Here is a 16,332-nt window from a genome sequence, read left to right as displayed (position 1 = left end):
CCCCATATCTATTTGAATTCCTGCGCCAAAGCGGCACACCAGGTTTCGCCACGCGAGCCAATTGGGCTCAAAGTCAGTGCTCGACCTTGCGCATGCGGGCTAATGGTAATGGTCAGGTCAGGCTTTGGCAAAAAGCCTGCACCGAGCTGGGGCCACTCGATCAAACAAAGGGCATCGCCTTCCAGATAATCACGAATGCCCATGTACTCCAGTTCCTCGGGATCAACCAACCGATAGAGATCAAAGTGGAACACGCGAATGGAGCCTATTTCATAGGGTTCCACCAGGGTAAACGTCGGGCTCTTGACCGCACCCTCATGCCCGAGCCCACGGATGATGCCGCGCGAAAGCGTGGTTTTCCCCGCCCCCAGATCACCTTCAAGAAAAATCACGCCGACCCCTTGAGTCACTTGGGCAATGCGCTCACCAAAGCGGGTCATGGCCTCTTCACCGGCCAAATGCAGCGTTAACTCAGACACGGTTGCTGCTCCTCCAATAACTGACGAATGGCTGGAATAACATCACTGGCCGCCAACCCGCGACCCGCCTCGCCGACTTGCTGCCCGGCACTGGCATGCAGCCACACCGCCAGACACGCCGCGTCGAACGGCTTCATTTTTTGCGCCATCAAGGCGCCAATCAGACCTGCCAATACATCCCCCAGACCACCGGTGGCCATGGCGGGATGGCCGCGATCACATAACATCAGTCGACCATCGACGTCGGAGATCAGGCTGCCCGTCCCCTTCAGAACACAGACCGCTTTGAATTTATCGGCCAGCGCCCGCGCGGCAGCAGGGCGATCAGCCTGAATTTGCCGGGTAGTGATCCCCAGCAGGCGCGCCGCCTCTCCGGGGTGCGGGGTAATGACGCTGTTTGCAGGCAACGAAACCCATCCCTGAGCCAACTGATTCAGTGCGTCGGCGTCCCAGACTTGCGGCTTTTGGGCATTGGCCGCAGCGGACAGCAGGCTACGCCCCCAAGGAGCCCGCCCCAACCCGGGGCCGACCACCAGAATGCTGGCTGGCTCGATCAACGCCATCAACTGGTTAGCGGACCGGATCGCCGCGCTCATGACTTCAGGCAAACGAGTCAGCGCCGCAGGAATATGTTCAGCGCGTGTTGCCAGCGTCACCATGCCTGCGCCGCTGCGCAGCGCGCTTTCGGCAGTCAACAGGCTGGCACCGCCAAAGCCATGATCGCCGCCGATAATCAGAACACGACCGTACATGCCTTTATGGGCCGTGCGCGGACGGCCGGGCAAACGCGGCAGATTGAACGTATCCAGACGGATAGCGCTGCGGGGTGCCTGAGCAACGATAGCCGGGTCTGCCTGCAAGTCGTCAAAGACCAGTTCACCGATAAGATCGGCCGCATCGCCGGTCAGCAGGCCGAGTTTCAGGCCTATATAAGTCACCGTAAGATCGGCATGTACGGCCACACCAAGGGTGCGCCCGGTGTCAGCGCTCAGGCCAGAAGGGATGTCGACAGCCACGACGGGCTGACCGCTGTTATTGATCGCATCGATAACAGCCGCGTAAGGCTCACGCACATCACCGGTCAAGCCGGTGCCCAACAGCGCGTCCAGTACAATGCCGCGTAACGGTTGGCTGGCCCAGTTCTGGACGTCTACACCCGCCGCGAGTGCCTCGGCATGGGCATTAGCGGCATCGCCAGTCAGCCCAGCGGGGTCTGTCACGGCAAACACCTGCACATTCCAACCCGCATTGCGCGCTAGAACAGCGACCAGATACCCGTCGCCAGCGTTATTCCCGCGTCCGGCCAAGACGCTTAACTCATGCGCATCAGGCCAGCGTCTGCGCAGTGCTCGCCAGGTTGCATGGGCTGCGCGCTGCATCAATTCACTGCCGCAAGTGCCCGCAGCGATGAGCTGTGCGTCGAGGTCACGGACCTGCGCAGCGCTATACAGCGCGTCGGGTAATTGGGGTTTCGTATTGACCATGCGTCTCTTGGCTCCGATGTCTGGCAGAATTATACGCACCTCCACCCGGTTTCTCCTTGCGCATGCCCGTTATTACTGTTGATTCACCCAATACTGTTGACCTCGCCACCCTTGCTCAGTCGATCAAGGAGTGGGGCCGCGAGCTGGGCTTTCAGCAAGTCGGGATTGCCGGGCTCGATCTCGCCGAACACGAGCAGCACCTTGAGCGTTGGCTCGAAGCGGGCTATCACGGCGAGATGGACTATATGGCAGCGCATGGCAGCAAACGTTCGCACCCTGAAGAACTGGTGCCTGGCACCTTGCGGGTTGTGTCGTTGCGCATGGATTACCTGCCCGGCGATACCGAGATGGCTCAGCGTCTGGCTGAGCCGGAAAAAGCCTATGTGTCGCGTTACGCCCTTGGCCGCGACTATCACAAGCTGATTCGCAAGCGTGTGCAGCAATTGGCCGAACGCATTCAGCAAGCCATTGGAACGTTTGGCTATCGGGCCTTCGTTGACAGCGCCCCGGTGCTGGAGAAAGCCATTGCTGAACAGGCCGGGCTGGGCTGGATCGGTAAAAACACACTGGTGCTCAATCGCAAAGCCGGAAGCTTTTTCTTTCTGAGCGAGCTGTTTGTCGACCTGCCGTTACCGGTGGATCCACCCCATGCGACCGAGCATTGCGGGCGCTGCACCGCGTGCCTGGACATTTGCCCCACCGCAGCCTTTGTCGGGCCTTATGTGCTGGATGCCCGGCGTTGTATTTCTTATCTGACCATTGAACTGAAAACCGCGATACCCGAAGAGCTACGTCCGCTGATCGGCAATCGGGTATTTGGTTGTGATGACTGCCAGATTGTCTGCCCGTGGAATCGCTTCGCCCGTCCGACCGATCAGAGCGACTTCCAGCCACGACATAATCTGGATAACGCAGGCCTGGCCGAGCTGTTCATGTGGGATGAGGATAAATTCCTCAGCAGTACCGAAGGCTCCCCCCTGCGCCGTGCGGGCTATGAGCGCTGGCTGCGTAATCTGGCAGTCGGCCTGGGCAATGCACCGTCGACGATTCCGGTGCTGGAGGCGCTGGAGGCGCGACGGGAGTATCCGTCGGAGCTGGTGAGGGAGCATGTGGAGTGGGCGTTGCGGCAGCACCAACACCGCAGTTAATGGTAGGAGCGAACTTGTTCGCGAGAAATTATTTCAACCGATGAATTCGTGTTGCCTGACAGAAATCCTCGCGAACAAGTTCGCTCCTACCGGTTAGTGCTCATCACCCTTGTAGACAAACTTGGGCATGTTCCAGTTAAACCGGATAGCCAATAGCCGCAGCAGCAAGCCGCCAAACAACGTAATCAGGATGCTCTGCTCTTCAGGCAACTGCAGATGCTGACACAGCAGAAAGCACCAGGCCGCGAGGAACGAGACGCTGGCGTATAGCTCGCGACGGAATACCAAAGGGATGTCGTTGCAGAAGATATCCCGCAGGATGCCGCCAAAGACCCCAGTGATCACGCCACAGACAGAGGCCACCAGCAAGCCGGTCCCGGCTTCCAGTGCGGTCATCGTGCCGATCAGGGTGAAAGCCACCAGACCAAGCGCGTCGAGTACCAGAAACAGCGAGCGCAGATGGCGCATCAACGGTGCGATGAAGATCGTCAGCAAGGCTGCGACGCTGGTCAGGATCAGGTATTCCGGGTGCTTGACCCACGTCAGCGGGTAATGGCCCAGCAATACATCACGCACCGAACCGCCGCCAAGGGCTGTGACGCAGGCGATCAACACCACCCCAAACCAGTCCATGCCCCGCCGGCCAGCAGACAGCGCGCCGGTCATGGCTTCAGCGGTAATAGCGATCAGATAGAGCATCAACAACATGGCGGCAGTCCCTGCGACGAAGCCGCGCAGTTTAGGGCAAGCACCAAAAGAGGGCAAAGCCGTCAGATCGACAATTTCCCGTGGTAGCGCGCTTGCCCGCGATTCGATATCAGGGTCGACAAATTAATTGCCTGATCCATAGCCATCGCGCGCGCTCCTGCAAAAGCAGAAATCGACGCGATGGAAGCATCAGCCTTTAATGAAATGCTCGCGATAAAAGCGCAGCTCGGCGATCGACTCGCGGATGTCATCCAGCGCCAGATGGGTGCTGCCCTTCTGGAACTTCAGCTCAGGCGACCAACGGGCAGCCAGCTCTTTGAGCGTGGAAACGTCCAGATTGCGGTAGTGGAAGTAGTGTTCCAGGGTCGGCATGTGCCGATAAAGGAAGCGACGATCCTGGCAAATGCTGTTGCCGCAGATCGGCGAACTGCGCTCCGGCACCCATTGCTTGATGAACTCAAGGGTCTGAGCTTCTGCTTCAGCCATGCTGATAGTGCTCTCGCGAACCCGCTGGGTCAGGCCCGAACCGCCGTGCTGACGGGTATTCCACTCGTCCATTCTGGCCAGGGTTTCATCACTCTGGTGAATGGCGATGACCGGACCTTCAGCCAGGGTGTTGAGCTGGCTGTCAGTAATGATCGTGGCCATTTCGATAATGACGTCGGTGTCCGGGTCCAGGCCGGTCATTTCCAGATCGATCCAGATCAGATTCTGCTTGTTCTGCATATTTGGCTCCTCAGCGTAGGCGCGCAGTTTAGCTCACCCCGGCGTGCTAGACTCCCCCGCGTTTACTTATCAGCTGCTTTATCACTCGGAACACCCATGGCCAAACGCCAACTCAATCGTCGTCAGAACTGGCGCATCGAAAAAATTCAAGGCGAGCGCGCTGCACGTGCCGCCAAACGCGAATCACAAACTCTGGAAACACTCGAGGGCGGCGACCTTGGTCCTGAGCAGACCGGGCTGGTGATCGCCCACTTCGGCGTGCAAGTCGAAGTCGAAGCGCAGGACGGCGATCAGGCCGGTCAGGTTTTCCGCTGCCACCTGCGCGCCAACCTTCCTGCACTGGTGACCGGCGATCGAGTGGTCTGGCGCGCTGGCAACCAGGGCATCGGCGTTATCGTCGCGCAACTGCCGCGCACTACTGAGCTGTGCCGCCCCGATAGCCGCGGGCAACTCAAGCCGGTTGCCGCCAACGTCGATCTGATCGTGATTGTGTTCGCGCCAATGCCAGAACCTCATGCCAACCTGATTGACCGATATCTGGTCGCAGCCGAGCACGCAGGCATTCGCCCGCTGTTACTGTTGAACAAATTCGACCTGATCAACGAACAGAACGCCCCGGCGCTTAATGCGTTGCTGGAGGTTTACCGGACGCTGGGTTATCCGGTGCTGGAGGTTTCTGCGCATCACGGCGACGGCATGCAGCAATTGCAGGCTCAGCTGGACGGGCATATCAGCGTCTTCGTGGGTCAGTCCGGCGTGGGCAAGTCATCGCTGGTCAACAGCTTGCTGCCGGAGGTCGAAACCCGTGTGGGCCCGCTGTCCGAGTTGTCTGGACAAGGTACGCACACCACGACCACCGCCCGTCTGTTTCACTTCCCTCGTGGCGGCGACCTGATCGACTCACCGGGTATCCGTGAATTCGGTCTGGGCCATGTCAGTCGTGCGGATGTTGAAGCTGGTTTCATCGAGTTCAACGAGCTGATCGGCACCTGCCGCTTCCGCGACTGCAAGCACGACCGTGAACCTGGCTGTGCATTGCTGATTGCACTGGAAGAAGGCCGCGTGCAACAACAACGCATGAACAGCTACCGCTCGATCATCGCCAGCTTGCCGGAAAGCAGTTATTGATTTGAAGCTACAAGCTAGCCGCTTCGCCTGGCAATTTACAGGTTGAACAAAAAAGCCCGGACTCTCACGAGTCCGGGCTTTTTACTTGCAGCTTTAGGCTTGCAGCTTGCGGCTGAACCTTAGTTCTTGGTCTCATCCAGCTTCAACGTGCCGTCTTCGAACAGGTTCAGCTTCTGGCGCAACTCACGTGGCTGGGCATATGCCTGCGGGTCAGCTGGCTGTCCGTTCGACGCACCGGGCGCTGCGCCCGGAGCAGGGGTCGGCGTTTTTGGTGCTGAATCCCCGGCGCCGCTGTTCTGGCTGCCTTCCATGCGCTGCAACGCTTTCTTGGTCATGACCACGATGTCGATGCGGCGGTTGACCGGGTTGAGCGGCAGGTTGCGGTCATACAGCAGCGATGACGCATAACCCACCACGCGCGCCACTTGACCTTCAGGGTAAGTACCTGCCACCAGAGCGCGTCGCGCTGCGTTGGCGCGGTTGGCCGAAAGCTCCCAGTTACCGAACTCGCCATTGCCTGCATACGGTTTGGCGTCGGTATGACCACTCACACTGATCTTGTTCGGCACTGCTTTGATGGTGTCAGCCATGGCCAGCAGAATGTCTTCGAAATACGGCTTCAGTCGCGCACTGCCCAGATCGAACATCGGACGGTTATCCGCGTCGGTGATCTGGATCCGCAGACCATCCTGAGTAATCTCGAAATGGATCTGATCCTTGAATTTCTGCAGTTCAGGGTTCTCGTTGACCTTGTTCTGCAGTTCTTGAAGCAGCAGTTCCAGGCGCTCCTGCTCTACCTCTTCCGCTTTTGCTTCAGCTGTCTCGGCTTCGATTGGCACCGTGTCCGGCGTCGGCGTGTTCTTGATTTCCGGGTTCAGGGTCTGGTCAGGGGACATTTCCGGCGAGCCGCCCAAATCAATTACATAGGGCGAGCCACTTTCCGAGAACCCGACCGGGTCCTTGAAGTAACCGGCAATAGCGACCAACTGCTCCGGGGTCGCCGAAGACATCAGCCACAACACCAGAAAGAAAGCCATCATGGCCGTGGCAAAGTCGGCGAACGCAATCTTCCATGCGCCGCCGTGGTGCCCGCCCTCATAGCGCTTGACGCGCTTGATGATTATCGGCTGATTATTTTCCATGACTCAGCGACCGCGAACCGCTTGTTCCAGCTCACTGAAGCTGGGCCGATGCGCTGGATAGAGAACCTTGCGACCGAACTCGACGGCCAGCGAAGGTGGCATGCCGGAAGCCGAAGCGACCAGCGAAGCCTTGATGGATTCGTAAACGTTCAGTTCTTCCTTGGCGTCGTGAGCCAGGGATGTTGCCAGCGGGCCGAAGAAACCGTAAGCCGCCAGAATACCGAAGAAGGTACCCACCAGTGCCGCACCTACGTGGTTACCGATCGCTGCCTTGTCACCATCGCCCAACGAAGCCATGGTCACAACAATACCCAGTACCGCCGCCACGATACCGAAACCGGGCATACCGTCAGCAATACCGGTAATGGCGTGGGAAGGATGACCCAGCTCTTCCTTGATGCTTTGCAGCTCCATATCGAACAGGCCTTCCAGTTCGTGAGGAGCCATGTTGCCCGACGACATGATGCGCAGGTAGTCACAGATGTAAGCCGTCATGCGCTCGTCTTTGAGCACGCCGGGATACTTGGCAAAAATCGGACTGGCTGCCGCATCTTCGATATCCCCTTCAATCGCCATCATGCCTTCACGACGACTCTTGTTGAGAATTTCGTACACCAGACCCAGTACTTCAAGATAAAACGCGTGGGTGAAGCGAGTGCCGAACATCTTCAGCGACTTCTTCATCACGTGCATGGTCATGTAGCCAGGGTTGGCCTGCAAAAACGCGCCAAATGCCGCACCACCGATGATCAACACCTCGAAAGGCTGGATCAGCGCGGCAATTTTGCCGTGTGAAAGGACGTATCCCGCAAGCACGCTCGCGAAAACGACGATGATGCCGATAATTTTAGCCATAGGTAGAAAGTACTTACTGAGTCGGGTTCAGGGACATGTGCGGAAGTTCTTGAAACTCTTCTTCTACTTATCGGCATATGTGAGCCAGACTATAGCCAGATAAATCGAAAAGCCAGTTGACCGGTGAACGGGGGCCCTGACACAGGGGTCTTACCCATTGATTTCGCAGTGTCCACTGCCTAAATTTTCAGTCGCACGGGCCTTGATGCATGCCTCCAGAAACGTCGTCACAGCTTCCCGTTCCGAACACGCTTGATGCGTGGATCAAACAGTTGGACAGCATTGCGTTGCCAGTGCCTCTCGCCAGTCACAGCAAAGTCCGCAGCGCGCTGAACGATAGTCGCCGCTCGCTGCGGGACATCGCCGACATGATGCAGGACAGCCCGGCCCTGGTCCTGAGCGTGATGCGCGAAGCCAATAGCAACGGTACCGGCCTGACCGAACCTGCTGAAAGCCTGGAAGTGGCAATAACTCGCCTGGGTCTGGCGCGCACCGAAGTGCTGCTTAATCGACTGCCCGCGCTGGAGAACGAAAAAATCCCGGTGACTTTTCGGCAATTACTGCTGATCAGCCAACACGCCACACAGCAGGCCAACGGTCTGTTTGCCAGCCGTCTTGCTCGCCTGTGGCAAGACATCCACCTCGGTAGTTTGTTGTTTCTGGCGCCGCTGTGGCCGATAGCCCTGGCGCACCCGAAATTGCTGGATGAGTGGGAACTGCGGGTGATCCATAAAGGCGAATCATCACGCACGGTGGAGAAAGCGCTGTTTGGTGTCAGCCTGCTGGAACTGTGCATGGAGCTGGCAACCTTATGGCGCCTGCCGTTGTGGGTCACTCAAGGTTACAAATTACTGATCAGCGAGCGACGCCAACTGGTCAAAGCGCTGCATGTGGCCCGGGCTAACGATGACCCGCTACAGCAACAGCAACTGATGGACGCCGATCCGAACCTGCGGCGCTGGTTCAACCAGCCGGCCAACACGGTTCTGCTGGGCAATGGCCTTGCACTCTCGGCTCAACAGGCCTGGGACAGCCCGCACTGCCTGCGCTGGGAATTACTGTGCAGCCTGTATCTACAACAAACTATGGACAGTGTGCAGCAGCAGGCCCACCAGAACGCCGCCAGCAGCGCTCGCAACCATAACGACCCTGTCCTGTGGCACCCGGCCGAAGCCCTTATCTGGCCGTGGGCGACCCGCCGGATTCACAGCAAACTGCAGGCGGCCCCACCACCCTCCCCCGATGCCCTGCAAAACTGGCGCAAGCAATGTGCCGAGCTGCTTGCTACACCGAGCCCCTTCAGCAACGCCATGCACTTGACCACAACGGCAAGGGACGCGCTGGTTTCCTGCGGCATGGAGCGGGTGATGCTGCTGATGGCAGACAAGACCGGTACCGTCCTGCGTGTTCACCAGATCGCAGGGCTGCGAAATGAGGCGGCGTCTCTCGCGCTCTCTATAAAGGAAAGCACTGTGTTGCAGCGTTTGTTGGCACAACCAACTCAATTACGCATGACACCTGCCAACATCGAGCAGTTCTCGGCGTTATTGCCGGGCAACCTGCGCGCTCTGTTTCCCGGTAAACACTGGCTGATTCGATCCCTGAGCAGTAACAACAAGGTGTTGATGCTGGTCGTGGCCGATCAGGGCGGCGGGCAGTTTTCGGAAACCTCAGTGCAGGGTTTCGGCAAAACCTGCCAGTGCATTGAACGGGCGCTGACGAGCTTTAGTGGTCGCAAAGCCTGACAGCTGGGCTACAATTCGCCTCTTTTTTCGAATTGGAGGCTGCACATGTCCGTCTTCTCTGACTTGCCGCTGGTCATTGAGCCAAGCGACCTGAAGGATCGTCTGGATGCCCCGGAACTGATTCTGGTGGACCTGACCAGCAGTGCCCGCTATGACGCAGGGCACATACCCGGAGCGCGCTTCGTTGATCCGAAACGCACTCAGTTGGGCCAGCCTCCAGCACCCGGTCTGCTCCCCTCCAAAACCGATCTGCAAGCACTGTTCGGCGAGTTGGGGCACAACGCCAATGCGGTGTATGTGGTCTACGATGACGAAGGCGGCGGCTGGGCCGGTCGGTTTATTTGGTTACTGGATGTGATTGGTCACAGCCAATACCACTACATCGACGGTGGCCTGCTGGCCTGGCAAGCGGATGGTCTGCCTTTATCCACGGATGTTCCAGCCTCGGCAGGGGCGCCTGTTGAACTGCAGTTGCACGATGAACCTACCGCCACCCGCGAGTATCTGCAAAGTCGCCTGGGTGCTGCTGATCTGGCAATCTGGGACGCTCGCGGGCCGCTTGAATACTCCGGCGAAAAAGTCGTCGCCGCCAAAGGTGGACACATCCCCGGCGCGATCAATTTCGAGTGGACCGCAGGCATGGACAAGTCACGCGACCTGCGCATCCGTGAAGACATCGCAGAGATCCTCGACAGCCTGGGGATTACCGCAGACAAAGAAATCATTACCCACTGCCAGACACACCACCGCTCAGGTTTCACGTACCTGGTGGCCAAAGCACTGGGTTACCCTCGTGTCAAAGGCTATGCCGGTTCTTGGGGCGAATGGGGCAACCACCCCGATACGCCGGTTGAACGCTAAAAACTTGCCCACTTTAAGCATTACATTCAGGAATTTTGATGAAAGAGCGTCTGTTTATCCTCAGCCAGTACCTGCTTCCGCACCACTTGCTGTCGCGTCTGGCTGGCTGCGTTGCCGAGTGCCGCGTACGCTGGTTCAAGAATGCCTTCACCGCATGGTTCGCCCGTCGCTATCAGGTGAACATGACGGAAGCGCAGGTCGAGGACTTGAGCGCCTATGAACACTTCAATGCCTTCTTCACCCGCGCCCTGAAACCCGGCGCACGCCCGCTTGATGAAACACCCGGCGCCATATTGAGCCCGGCAGACGGCGCAATCAGCCAATTGGGCCGTATCGAGCAGGGCCGTATTTTCCAGGCCAAAGGCCATAGCTTCAGCGTACTGGAATTGCTTGGCGGTGACCCTGCCCTGTCGGCGCCCTTCATGGGTGGCGAGTTTGCGACCGTTTACCTGTCGCCCAAGGACTACCACCGCGTGCACATGCCGCTCGCCGGTACCTTGCGTGAAATGGTGTACGTGCCTGGCCGGATCTTCTCGGTGAACCAGACCACAGCCGAAAACGTTCCTGAGCTGTTCGCCCGTAACGAGCGCGTCGTCTGCGTCTTCGACACCGAACGCGGACCGATGGCTGTGGTGCTGGTTGGCGCAATGATCGTTGCTTCCGTCGAAACGGTCTGGGCCGGGTTGGTGACACCGCCTAAGCGCGAACTGAAGACTTTCCGCTACGACGAAGCCGCACGTGCGCCAATCCATCTGGAGAAAGGTGCAGAAATGGGTCGCTTCAAACTGGGCTCTACCGCCATCGTGCTGTTTGGCCCGAACCAGGTGAAGTGGGCCGAGCAACTCACTGCCATGACGCCGGTGCGCATGGGTCAGGCTCTGGCAGTACCTGTCGAGGCCTGAAGAAAGCAAATGGTGGCACTATGTGCCACTATTGCTGTCAGTACCGGAGGATTTCGGTGCTGCGACGGCAGGCCGATACTGCTAGAGTTCTAGCACCGGCGCTGTAGGAAACTTCGCATTTTGTTGATGTAGATTTCGGCTCCCGTGCGGGGTAGCTGGTAGTACTGCATTGACCAAAAGCCGCCGTTCGGGCCAGAGTGGGTAGTTGGAGTTAGCCTGTCACATGAGTAATTTGAGCCTTCCTGTGTTGTTGCGCGTGCCTGCGCCAACGCAGTCGAGCCTGACATTCTGTGAAGCGACGCCCAAGGATCTCAAGCGGTGGATCTCCACGCTGCCCAAAGCAAACCTCGGTGAAACCGCCCGTCAGCTCTACCAGGCGCTTGCCGAGCTCAACCAACTGCTCACGCCCAGCGACAATCGCCTGCAACTGCTTGAGCTGCTGCGCCCCGAAGTGCATTTCGTCTGCAAGCACCTGGAACGCCACTTCCTCAATCAGGCCGTCGTGCTCGACGAACGTCCACGCAAGGTCGCCAACCTTTGCCAGGCACTGCAAAACCACTTGGCGGTCGGCTACAAACTGATCATCGAACGTGTCAGCTCACGGCTCAATAAAGACCGGATTCCGCTGCTCGCCACTGCACTGCAACGTGCCCTGCAGTGCCTGAACGGCCCGCTGATTCGCGCCAATCAATTGTATTGTCCCGTGCAGGAGGGTCTTTGGCTTGAGCTGCACAAGATCTATCAAATTGCCTGCGAACACCAATTGCAAAATATGCAGGTCGCGGATGAACAGGCCAGTCACGCCCGCGCGCTGACGGTGGAACAGACCTACATCATTGCGCTGCTGATGGGGTGCTCACGCTGCAACCAGATGCGCCAGCTCAATATTGGCCGCCTTGCTGATGTGTTGGATGCCTGGAGCCCGTTTGTCCGCTTGCAATCACCGGTAGACGAAAACAGCCTCTACGCACTTTCAGCCAGACAGGACAAACCGCCGCTCTACAAGTCGTTGTTTCCGGAGGATCAGTACCCTACTTTGCTGGGCCTTAACACCCAGGCATTGGCAGCCATGATAAGCCGCTATCTGGAAACCCCTATAGATCAGCGAGCGCAATCGCCACTGTTGGTCCCTCAGGGCTTTACCCCCGACCTGCTTGAGCATCTGGCTGCCGCATGGGGTGATGTTGCAGAGAGAACCTTTCAGCGCACGCCCGGCCAAGGCACCCTGAGCCTGTGCATCGGCATGAGTGCCCTGCATTACTATCTGGGCGGTAAACGCTCTTTCAGTGACATGCTGCAAGTACCGGCAACCAAAGCCGCCGAGTTCACCTTGCAATTGGTGGACGATAAAGCCGACGACCCTTGGGGTAAGGCTTTTGACACCCAGCGTGGCAACACCTCGGCGCTGATGCTGCCTTATGAAGAAATCCAGTACGAACAGCCTGAAGCGGACGGCGGTGATGCGGCATCCAACGCCCAGCAGACATTCCCGACCTTTGACCTGAACATCGTCAACCACAGCCCCGGCGGTTACTGTCTGGCGTGGCCCAAGGAAGTGCCACAGCAGTTGCAGGCCGGAGAATTAGTCGGGATTCAGGATGATGCAGGTCAGGGCTGGAGTGTTGCGGTCGTGCGCTGGGTTCGTCAGGTCCGCAGCGGCGGCACCCAAATGGGTATCGAGCTGATCGCTCCATTCGCGCAGCCTTGCGGCTTGCAGATCATTCGCCCCGAGCAGAACAGCCCTTACATGCGTGCTCTGCTGCTGCCCGAAATCCGCGCCATCGGACAACCGGCCACCATGCTGGCGCCGCGCTTGCCCTTCAAAGAGGGCAACAACGTCATGATCAATATTGCCGGACAAGAACACCGCGGTCTGCTGGGCCATCAGCGCACCAGCAGCGGTAGCTACAACCAGTTTGAGTACGAGACCTTCGAAGTGCCCGGTGCAGCGGGCGGCAGCGCGCCGAAGGCGGATCAGGAGTTCGATTCGCTGTGGTCGTCACTGTAAAGATTACAACCCCGTAGGACTGGCTTTAGCCGGGAGAACGTCGGGACATCCGCTAGATGTGCTTCGCCGGGAATACTGCTCTCCCGGCTAAAGCCGGTCCTACGGACATTGAATCGCCCACAGGCCATCCAGCGCTACAAACCTGTCAGCCGCGCCCTTCCCGCTCCCTGACACCCAGCAGATACAGCACGCCATCCAGACCAAGGGTCGAGATCGCTTGTCTGGCTGACTGCTTGACCAACGGCTTGGCCCGGAACGCTACACCCAGCCCGGCAATAGCCAGCATTGGCAAGTCGTTGGCACCATCACCGACGGCGATGGTTTGCTCCAGGCTCAAGCCTTCCTTCGCTGCCAGTTCACGCAACAGGTCTGCCTTGCGCTGGGCATTGACGATGGGCTCAACGGCCACGCCGGTACATTTGCCATCAACCACTTCCAGCTCATTGGCGAAGACATAATCGATACCGAGTCTGGCCTGCAACTGTTTGGCGAAGTAAGTAAAGCCGCCCGACAGAATCGCAGTCTTGTAGCCCAGACGCTTGAGTTCGGCAAAGAGGATTTCGGTACCTTCGGTCAAACGCAACGAAGCACCGATTTCGTCCAGCACGCTGACGTCCAGACCTTTGAGCAAGGCCAGACGCTCTTTGAAACTGGCACTGAAATCCAGCTCGCCACGCATGGCGCGCTCTGTAATTTCCGAAACCCGATCGCCCACGCCATGAGCCTTGGCCAGTTCATCAATGACTTCAGCCTCGATAAGCGTCGAGTCCATATCGAACACAGCTAGACGACGGTTGCGGCGGAACAGCGAATCCTGCTGGAACGCTATATCGACGTTCAACTCCTGCGCCACCTGCAAAAACTCAGCCTGCAGGGCTTTGGCGTCAGCAGGCTCGCCACGCACTGAAAACTCAATGCAGCCTTTGCCCTGTTCAGTCGGCGCATCCAGTGGCATGCGCCGTGAAAGACGATCAATCCTGTCAATGTTCAGGCCGTGTTGCGCCGTAATCGAGCTGACCCGTTGCAGCTGTTGGGCGGTGACCTTGCGAGTCAGCAGCGTCACGATATGCCGGGAGTTACCCTGATCGTCTACCCACTGCTGATAATCCGCCTCGGATACCGGCGTAATACGCACCTGCTGATCCAGCTTGTGGGCGATGGACTGGAGATCTTCGAGGACAGAAGAGTCTTGTCCGGAGTCAGGAATTTCAATCAGAATGCCGAACGACAGGACGTCGTGGATCACCGCCTGGCCGACGTCAAGGACGTTCACTGCGCCCTGTGCAAGCACGCCAGTGATAGCCGCAGTGAGACCGGGACGGTCTTCACCGGTGATGTTAATCAGGACGATTTCGCGCAAGGGACACCCCAGCAGTGGAAAAAAACCGCATTCTAACCACTTTCAGTGACCATCGGGCACAGGCAGCGCTTTGCCGTCACTGGGTCGGTCGTTATACTGCGCGGCAACTTCTTCGAAAGAGCCGTGCTCTGTGAACCGGCCCACGCCCGTTAAAACCGATAATTTCTTCCTGCTGATCTTCCGGGCATTGCGTCATCGCCGTGTACCGATTGCTTTGCGCATTGCCAGCCATAACGTGATCCTCGTCTCTCTGGCGCTGTTGATCTACGCCGGTGTAATGGGTTTGCAATTCAAGCAGGCCATGCACGAGCAGGCTGATGCGCTAGGTCAGGCTCTCACCACGCAAACTGCGACCTCTGCCACAGAGCTGCTGGTGTCCAACGACATCCTCAGTCTTAACGTGCTGCTGGGCAATCTGGTGAAAAACCCGCTGGTGGCCCATGCCGCAATCTACAGCGTGGACAACCGTATTCTCGCGGAAGCGGGTCAGCGCCCGAAAAACGGGCTGCTCGGCGAAGCCGAAGGCCTGTACGAGATCAAAATCACTTTTCAGGACACCATGGCCGGGCATCTGCGCATCAGCCTGGACATGTCACAGTTTCAACAGCCGATGACCATCAGCCTGCAAAGCATGGGCATCCTTGCGGGTATCCTGCTGGCGCTGGCGCTGGCTCTGAGCCTGCGCCTGGGCAGACACATTTCCACTCCGCTGATGCAATTGCGGATCTGGCTGCGCGACATCGACCCGTACACTCCGGCAGTTGAACGCCAGGATGAAATCGGTGATCTGGCCCGTCAGCTACGCGCATCTTTCGCGCCGCCAATGCCGGAGCCGGAGCCCGAACCAGAGCCGGAATACGCTGAAGATGACTCGGACGATCACTACGTAGACGCCGAAGAAGACGTTGAACCGGCTTCCACAGGCAGATCCTCACGCGAGCCGGGCTTTGATGAACCGGCCAAACCGCGCTTGCCGGCACCACCGGTGCAGCGCCGTCTGGTCGCCGAAGAGGATGAAGAAGACGAGGACGATCCTTTTGCCGACCTGCGCGACCACTCCAGCGTTGCGCCTCAGGTCAGCAAGGCGGCAGTCCCGAGCACACCACAACCGAGTGCGGTGCTGGCGATTCAGCTTGGCTCGCAGGATCAATTGCGTCGCTTGCCCCGCGCACGCCTGACAGACCTGCTACAGCGTTATCGCGACTGCCTGGATCAGGCGTCGTCGCTCTACGATGGCGAACTGCATACCCTGAACGACGGCAGCACACTGATGCTGTTCCATAGCCAGGAAAGCGGGGATGACTACCTAACCAACGCTATCTGCTGTGGTGAACTGTTGCGGGCGCTGAGTCACGCATTGCAGATTGAAGTCGCCGATAGCGGCATCACCCTGCAATTGCAACTCGGCCTGACATTGGGCGAAGGTCTGGCGGGGCTGAGTCAAATCGACCTGTTGCTGACCGAAACGGCACAAGACGCATTGGCCCTCTCGCAACACAGCCGCAACCTGTTGCTGGTAGAGCGCAAGATCAATGACGATGCTCTGATCCGTCAGCGCGCACGTATCCGCCCGATTGCCAGCCCTGAAGGCGCCTGCTGCGTAGAGCGCCTGATGGAGCCCTACCCTTCGATGCTTGAACGCCAGTTGGCGCGCATGCACGAGACGGCCCGGAAGGTTTGATTCAACTGACCTGAAGCGCACGAGCACCGCGACGCCGCGATAGCGACGCGCCGTTCTCACCGCGATTGACGGCCGTATGCAACCTTGGCCAAATCGCGGATGCAT

Annotated in this window: 14 protein-coding genes; 7 read left to right on the top strand and 7 right to left on the bottom strand. The window is 58.5% G+C overall.

Annotated elements, in window-relative coordinates; genetic code table 11:
* Positions 1–8 precede the first annotated feature (8 nt).
* A complete protein-coding gene (tsaE, locus tag ACYASS_RS21505) occupies positions 9–479 on the bottom strand; it encodes a tRNA (adenosine(37)-N6)-threonylcarbamoyltransferase complex ATPase subunit type 1 TsaE (protein WP_243245265.1) in 471 nt (156 codons plus the stop codon).
* A complete protein-coding gene (locus tag ACYASS_RS21500) occupies positions 467–1,963 on the bottom strand; it encodes an NAD(P)H-hydrate dehydratase (protein WP_463587606.1) in 1,497 nt (498 codons plus the stop codon). The genes tsaE and ACYASS_RS21500 overlap by 13 nt, the downstream gene beginning before the upstream one ends.
* A gap of 62 nt (positions 1,964–2,025) precedes the next feature.
* Here ACYASS_RS21500 and queG point away from each other — a divergent pair, with 62 nt between their 5' ends.
* Positions 2,026–3,111, top strand: a complete 1,086-nt coding sequence (gene queG / locus ACYASS_RS21495) for a tRNA epoxyqueuosine(34) reductase QueG (RefSeq protein ID WP_463587605.1) — start codon at positions 2,026–2,028, stop codon at positions 3,109–3,111.
* 93 nt (positions 3,112–3,204) lie between these two features.
* On the opposite strand, the gene ACYASS_RS21490 is transcribed toward queG, so the two are convergent.
* Together ACYASS_RS21490 and orn are read right to left on the bottom strand one after the other, a co-directional pair.
* Positions 3,205–3,819, bottom strand: a complete 615-nt coding sequence (locus tag ACYASS_RS21490; RefSeq protein ID WP_087269888.1) for a trimeric intracellular cation channel family protein — start codon at positions 3,817–3,819, stop codon at positions 3,205–3,207.
* 189 nt (positions 3,820–4,008) lie between these two features.
* Positions 4,009–4,545 carry an oligoribonuclease gene (gene orn, locus ACYASS_RS21485; RefSeq protein WP_463587604.1) on the bottom strand — a complete coding sequence of 179 codons (537 nt, stop codon included), beginning with the start codon at positions 4,543–4,545 and terminating at the stop codon, positions 4,009–4,011.
* 96 nt (positions 4,546–4,641) lie between these two features.
* Here orn and rsgA point away from each other — a divergent pair, with 96 nt between their 5' ends.
* Complete coding sequence (gene rsgA / locus ACYASS_RS21480; RefSeq protein ID WP_087269894.1) at positions 4,642–5,673, top strand: small ribosomal subunit biogenesis GTPase RsgA; 1,032 nt, start codon at positions 4,642–4,644, stop codon at positions 5,671–5,673.
* Between the two features lie 119 nt (positions 5,674–5,792).
* Here the strand turns inward: rsgA and motB are convergent, their stop codons facing one another.
* A complete protein-coding gene (gene motB, locus ACYASS_RS21475) occupies positions 5,793–6,815 on the bottom strand; it encodes a flagellar motor protein MotB (RefSeq protein WP_463587603.1) in 1,023 nt (340 codons plus the stop codon).
* A gap of 3 nt (positions 6,816–6,818) precedes the next feature.
* A complete protein-coding gene (motA, locus tag ACYASS_RS21470; RefSeq protein ID WP_122663154.1) occupies positions 6,819–7,670 on the bottom strand; it encodes a flagellar motor stator protein MotA in 852 nt (283 codons plus the stop codon).
* A gap of 209 nt (positions 7,671–7,879) precedes the next feature.
* Between motA and ACYASS_RS21465 the strand changes: the two genes are divergently transcribed.
* The 4 genes from ACYASS_RS21465 (at position 7,880) to ACYASS_RS21450 (ending at position 13,186) form a co-directional block, all read left to right on the top strand.
* Positions 7,880–9,415 carry an HDOD domain-containing protein gene (locus tag ACYASS_RS21465; protein ID WP_243245273.1) on the top strand — a complete coding sequence of 512 codons (1,536 nt, stop codon included), beginning with the start codon at positions 7,880–7,882 and terminating at the stop codon, positions 9,413–9,415.
* A 45-nt stretch (positions 9,416–9,460) separates the two neighbouring features.
* A complete protein-coding gene (rhdA, locus tag ACYASS_RS21460) occupies positions 9,461–10,276 on the top strand; it encodes a thiosulfate sulfurtransferase (protein ID WP_463587602.1) in 816 nt (271 codons plus the stop codon).
* Between the two features lie 32 nt (positions 10,277–10,308).
* On the top strand, positions 10,309–11,178 hold the full coding sequence (asd, locus tag ACYASS_RS21455) for an archaetidylserine decarboxylase (protein ID WP_463587647.1): 870 nt from the start codon (positions 10,309–10,311) through the stop codon (positions 11,176–11,178).
* Positions 11,179–11,401: 223 nt separating this feature from the next.
* Complete coding sequence (locus ACYASS_RS21450) at positions 11,402–13,186, top strand: molecular chaperone (protein WP_463587601.1); 1,785 nt, start codon at positions 11,402–11,404, stop codon at positions 13,184–13,186.
* Between the two features lie 145 nt (positions 13,187–13,331).
* On the opposite strand, the gene serB is transcribed toward ACYASS_RS21450, so the two are convergent.
* Positions 13,332–14,546, bottom strand: coding sequence for a phosphoserine phosphatase SerB (gene serB, locus ACYASS_RS21445; protein ID WP_463587600.1), 1,215 nt, complete (start codon positions 14,544–14,546; stop codon positions 13,332–13,334).
* A 130-nt stretch (positions 14,547–14,676) separates the two neighbouring features.
* Between serB and ACYASS_RS21440 the strand changes: the two genes are divergently transcribed.
* Positions 14,677–16,227, top strand: coding sequence for an AhpA/YtjB family protein (locus ACYASS_RS21440; protein ID WP_243245277.1), 1,551 nt, complete (start codon positions 14,677–14,679; stop codon positions 16,225–16,227).
* Positions 16,228–16,332 lie beyond the last annotated feature (105 nt).

The sequence above is a fragment of the Pseudomonas sp. HP_14 genome (assembly GCF_055283875.1).
The sequence above is the reverse complement of the archived record's forward strand: the minus strand, read 5'-3'. Positions and strand labels throughout refer to the sequence as shown.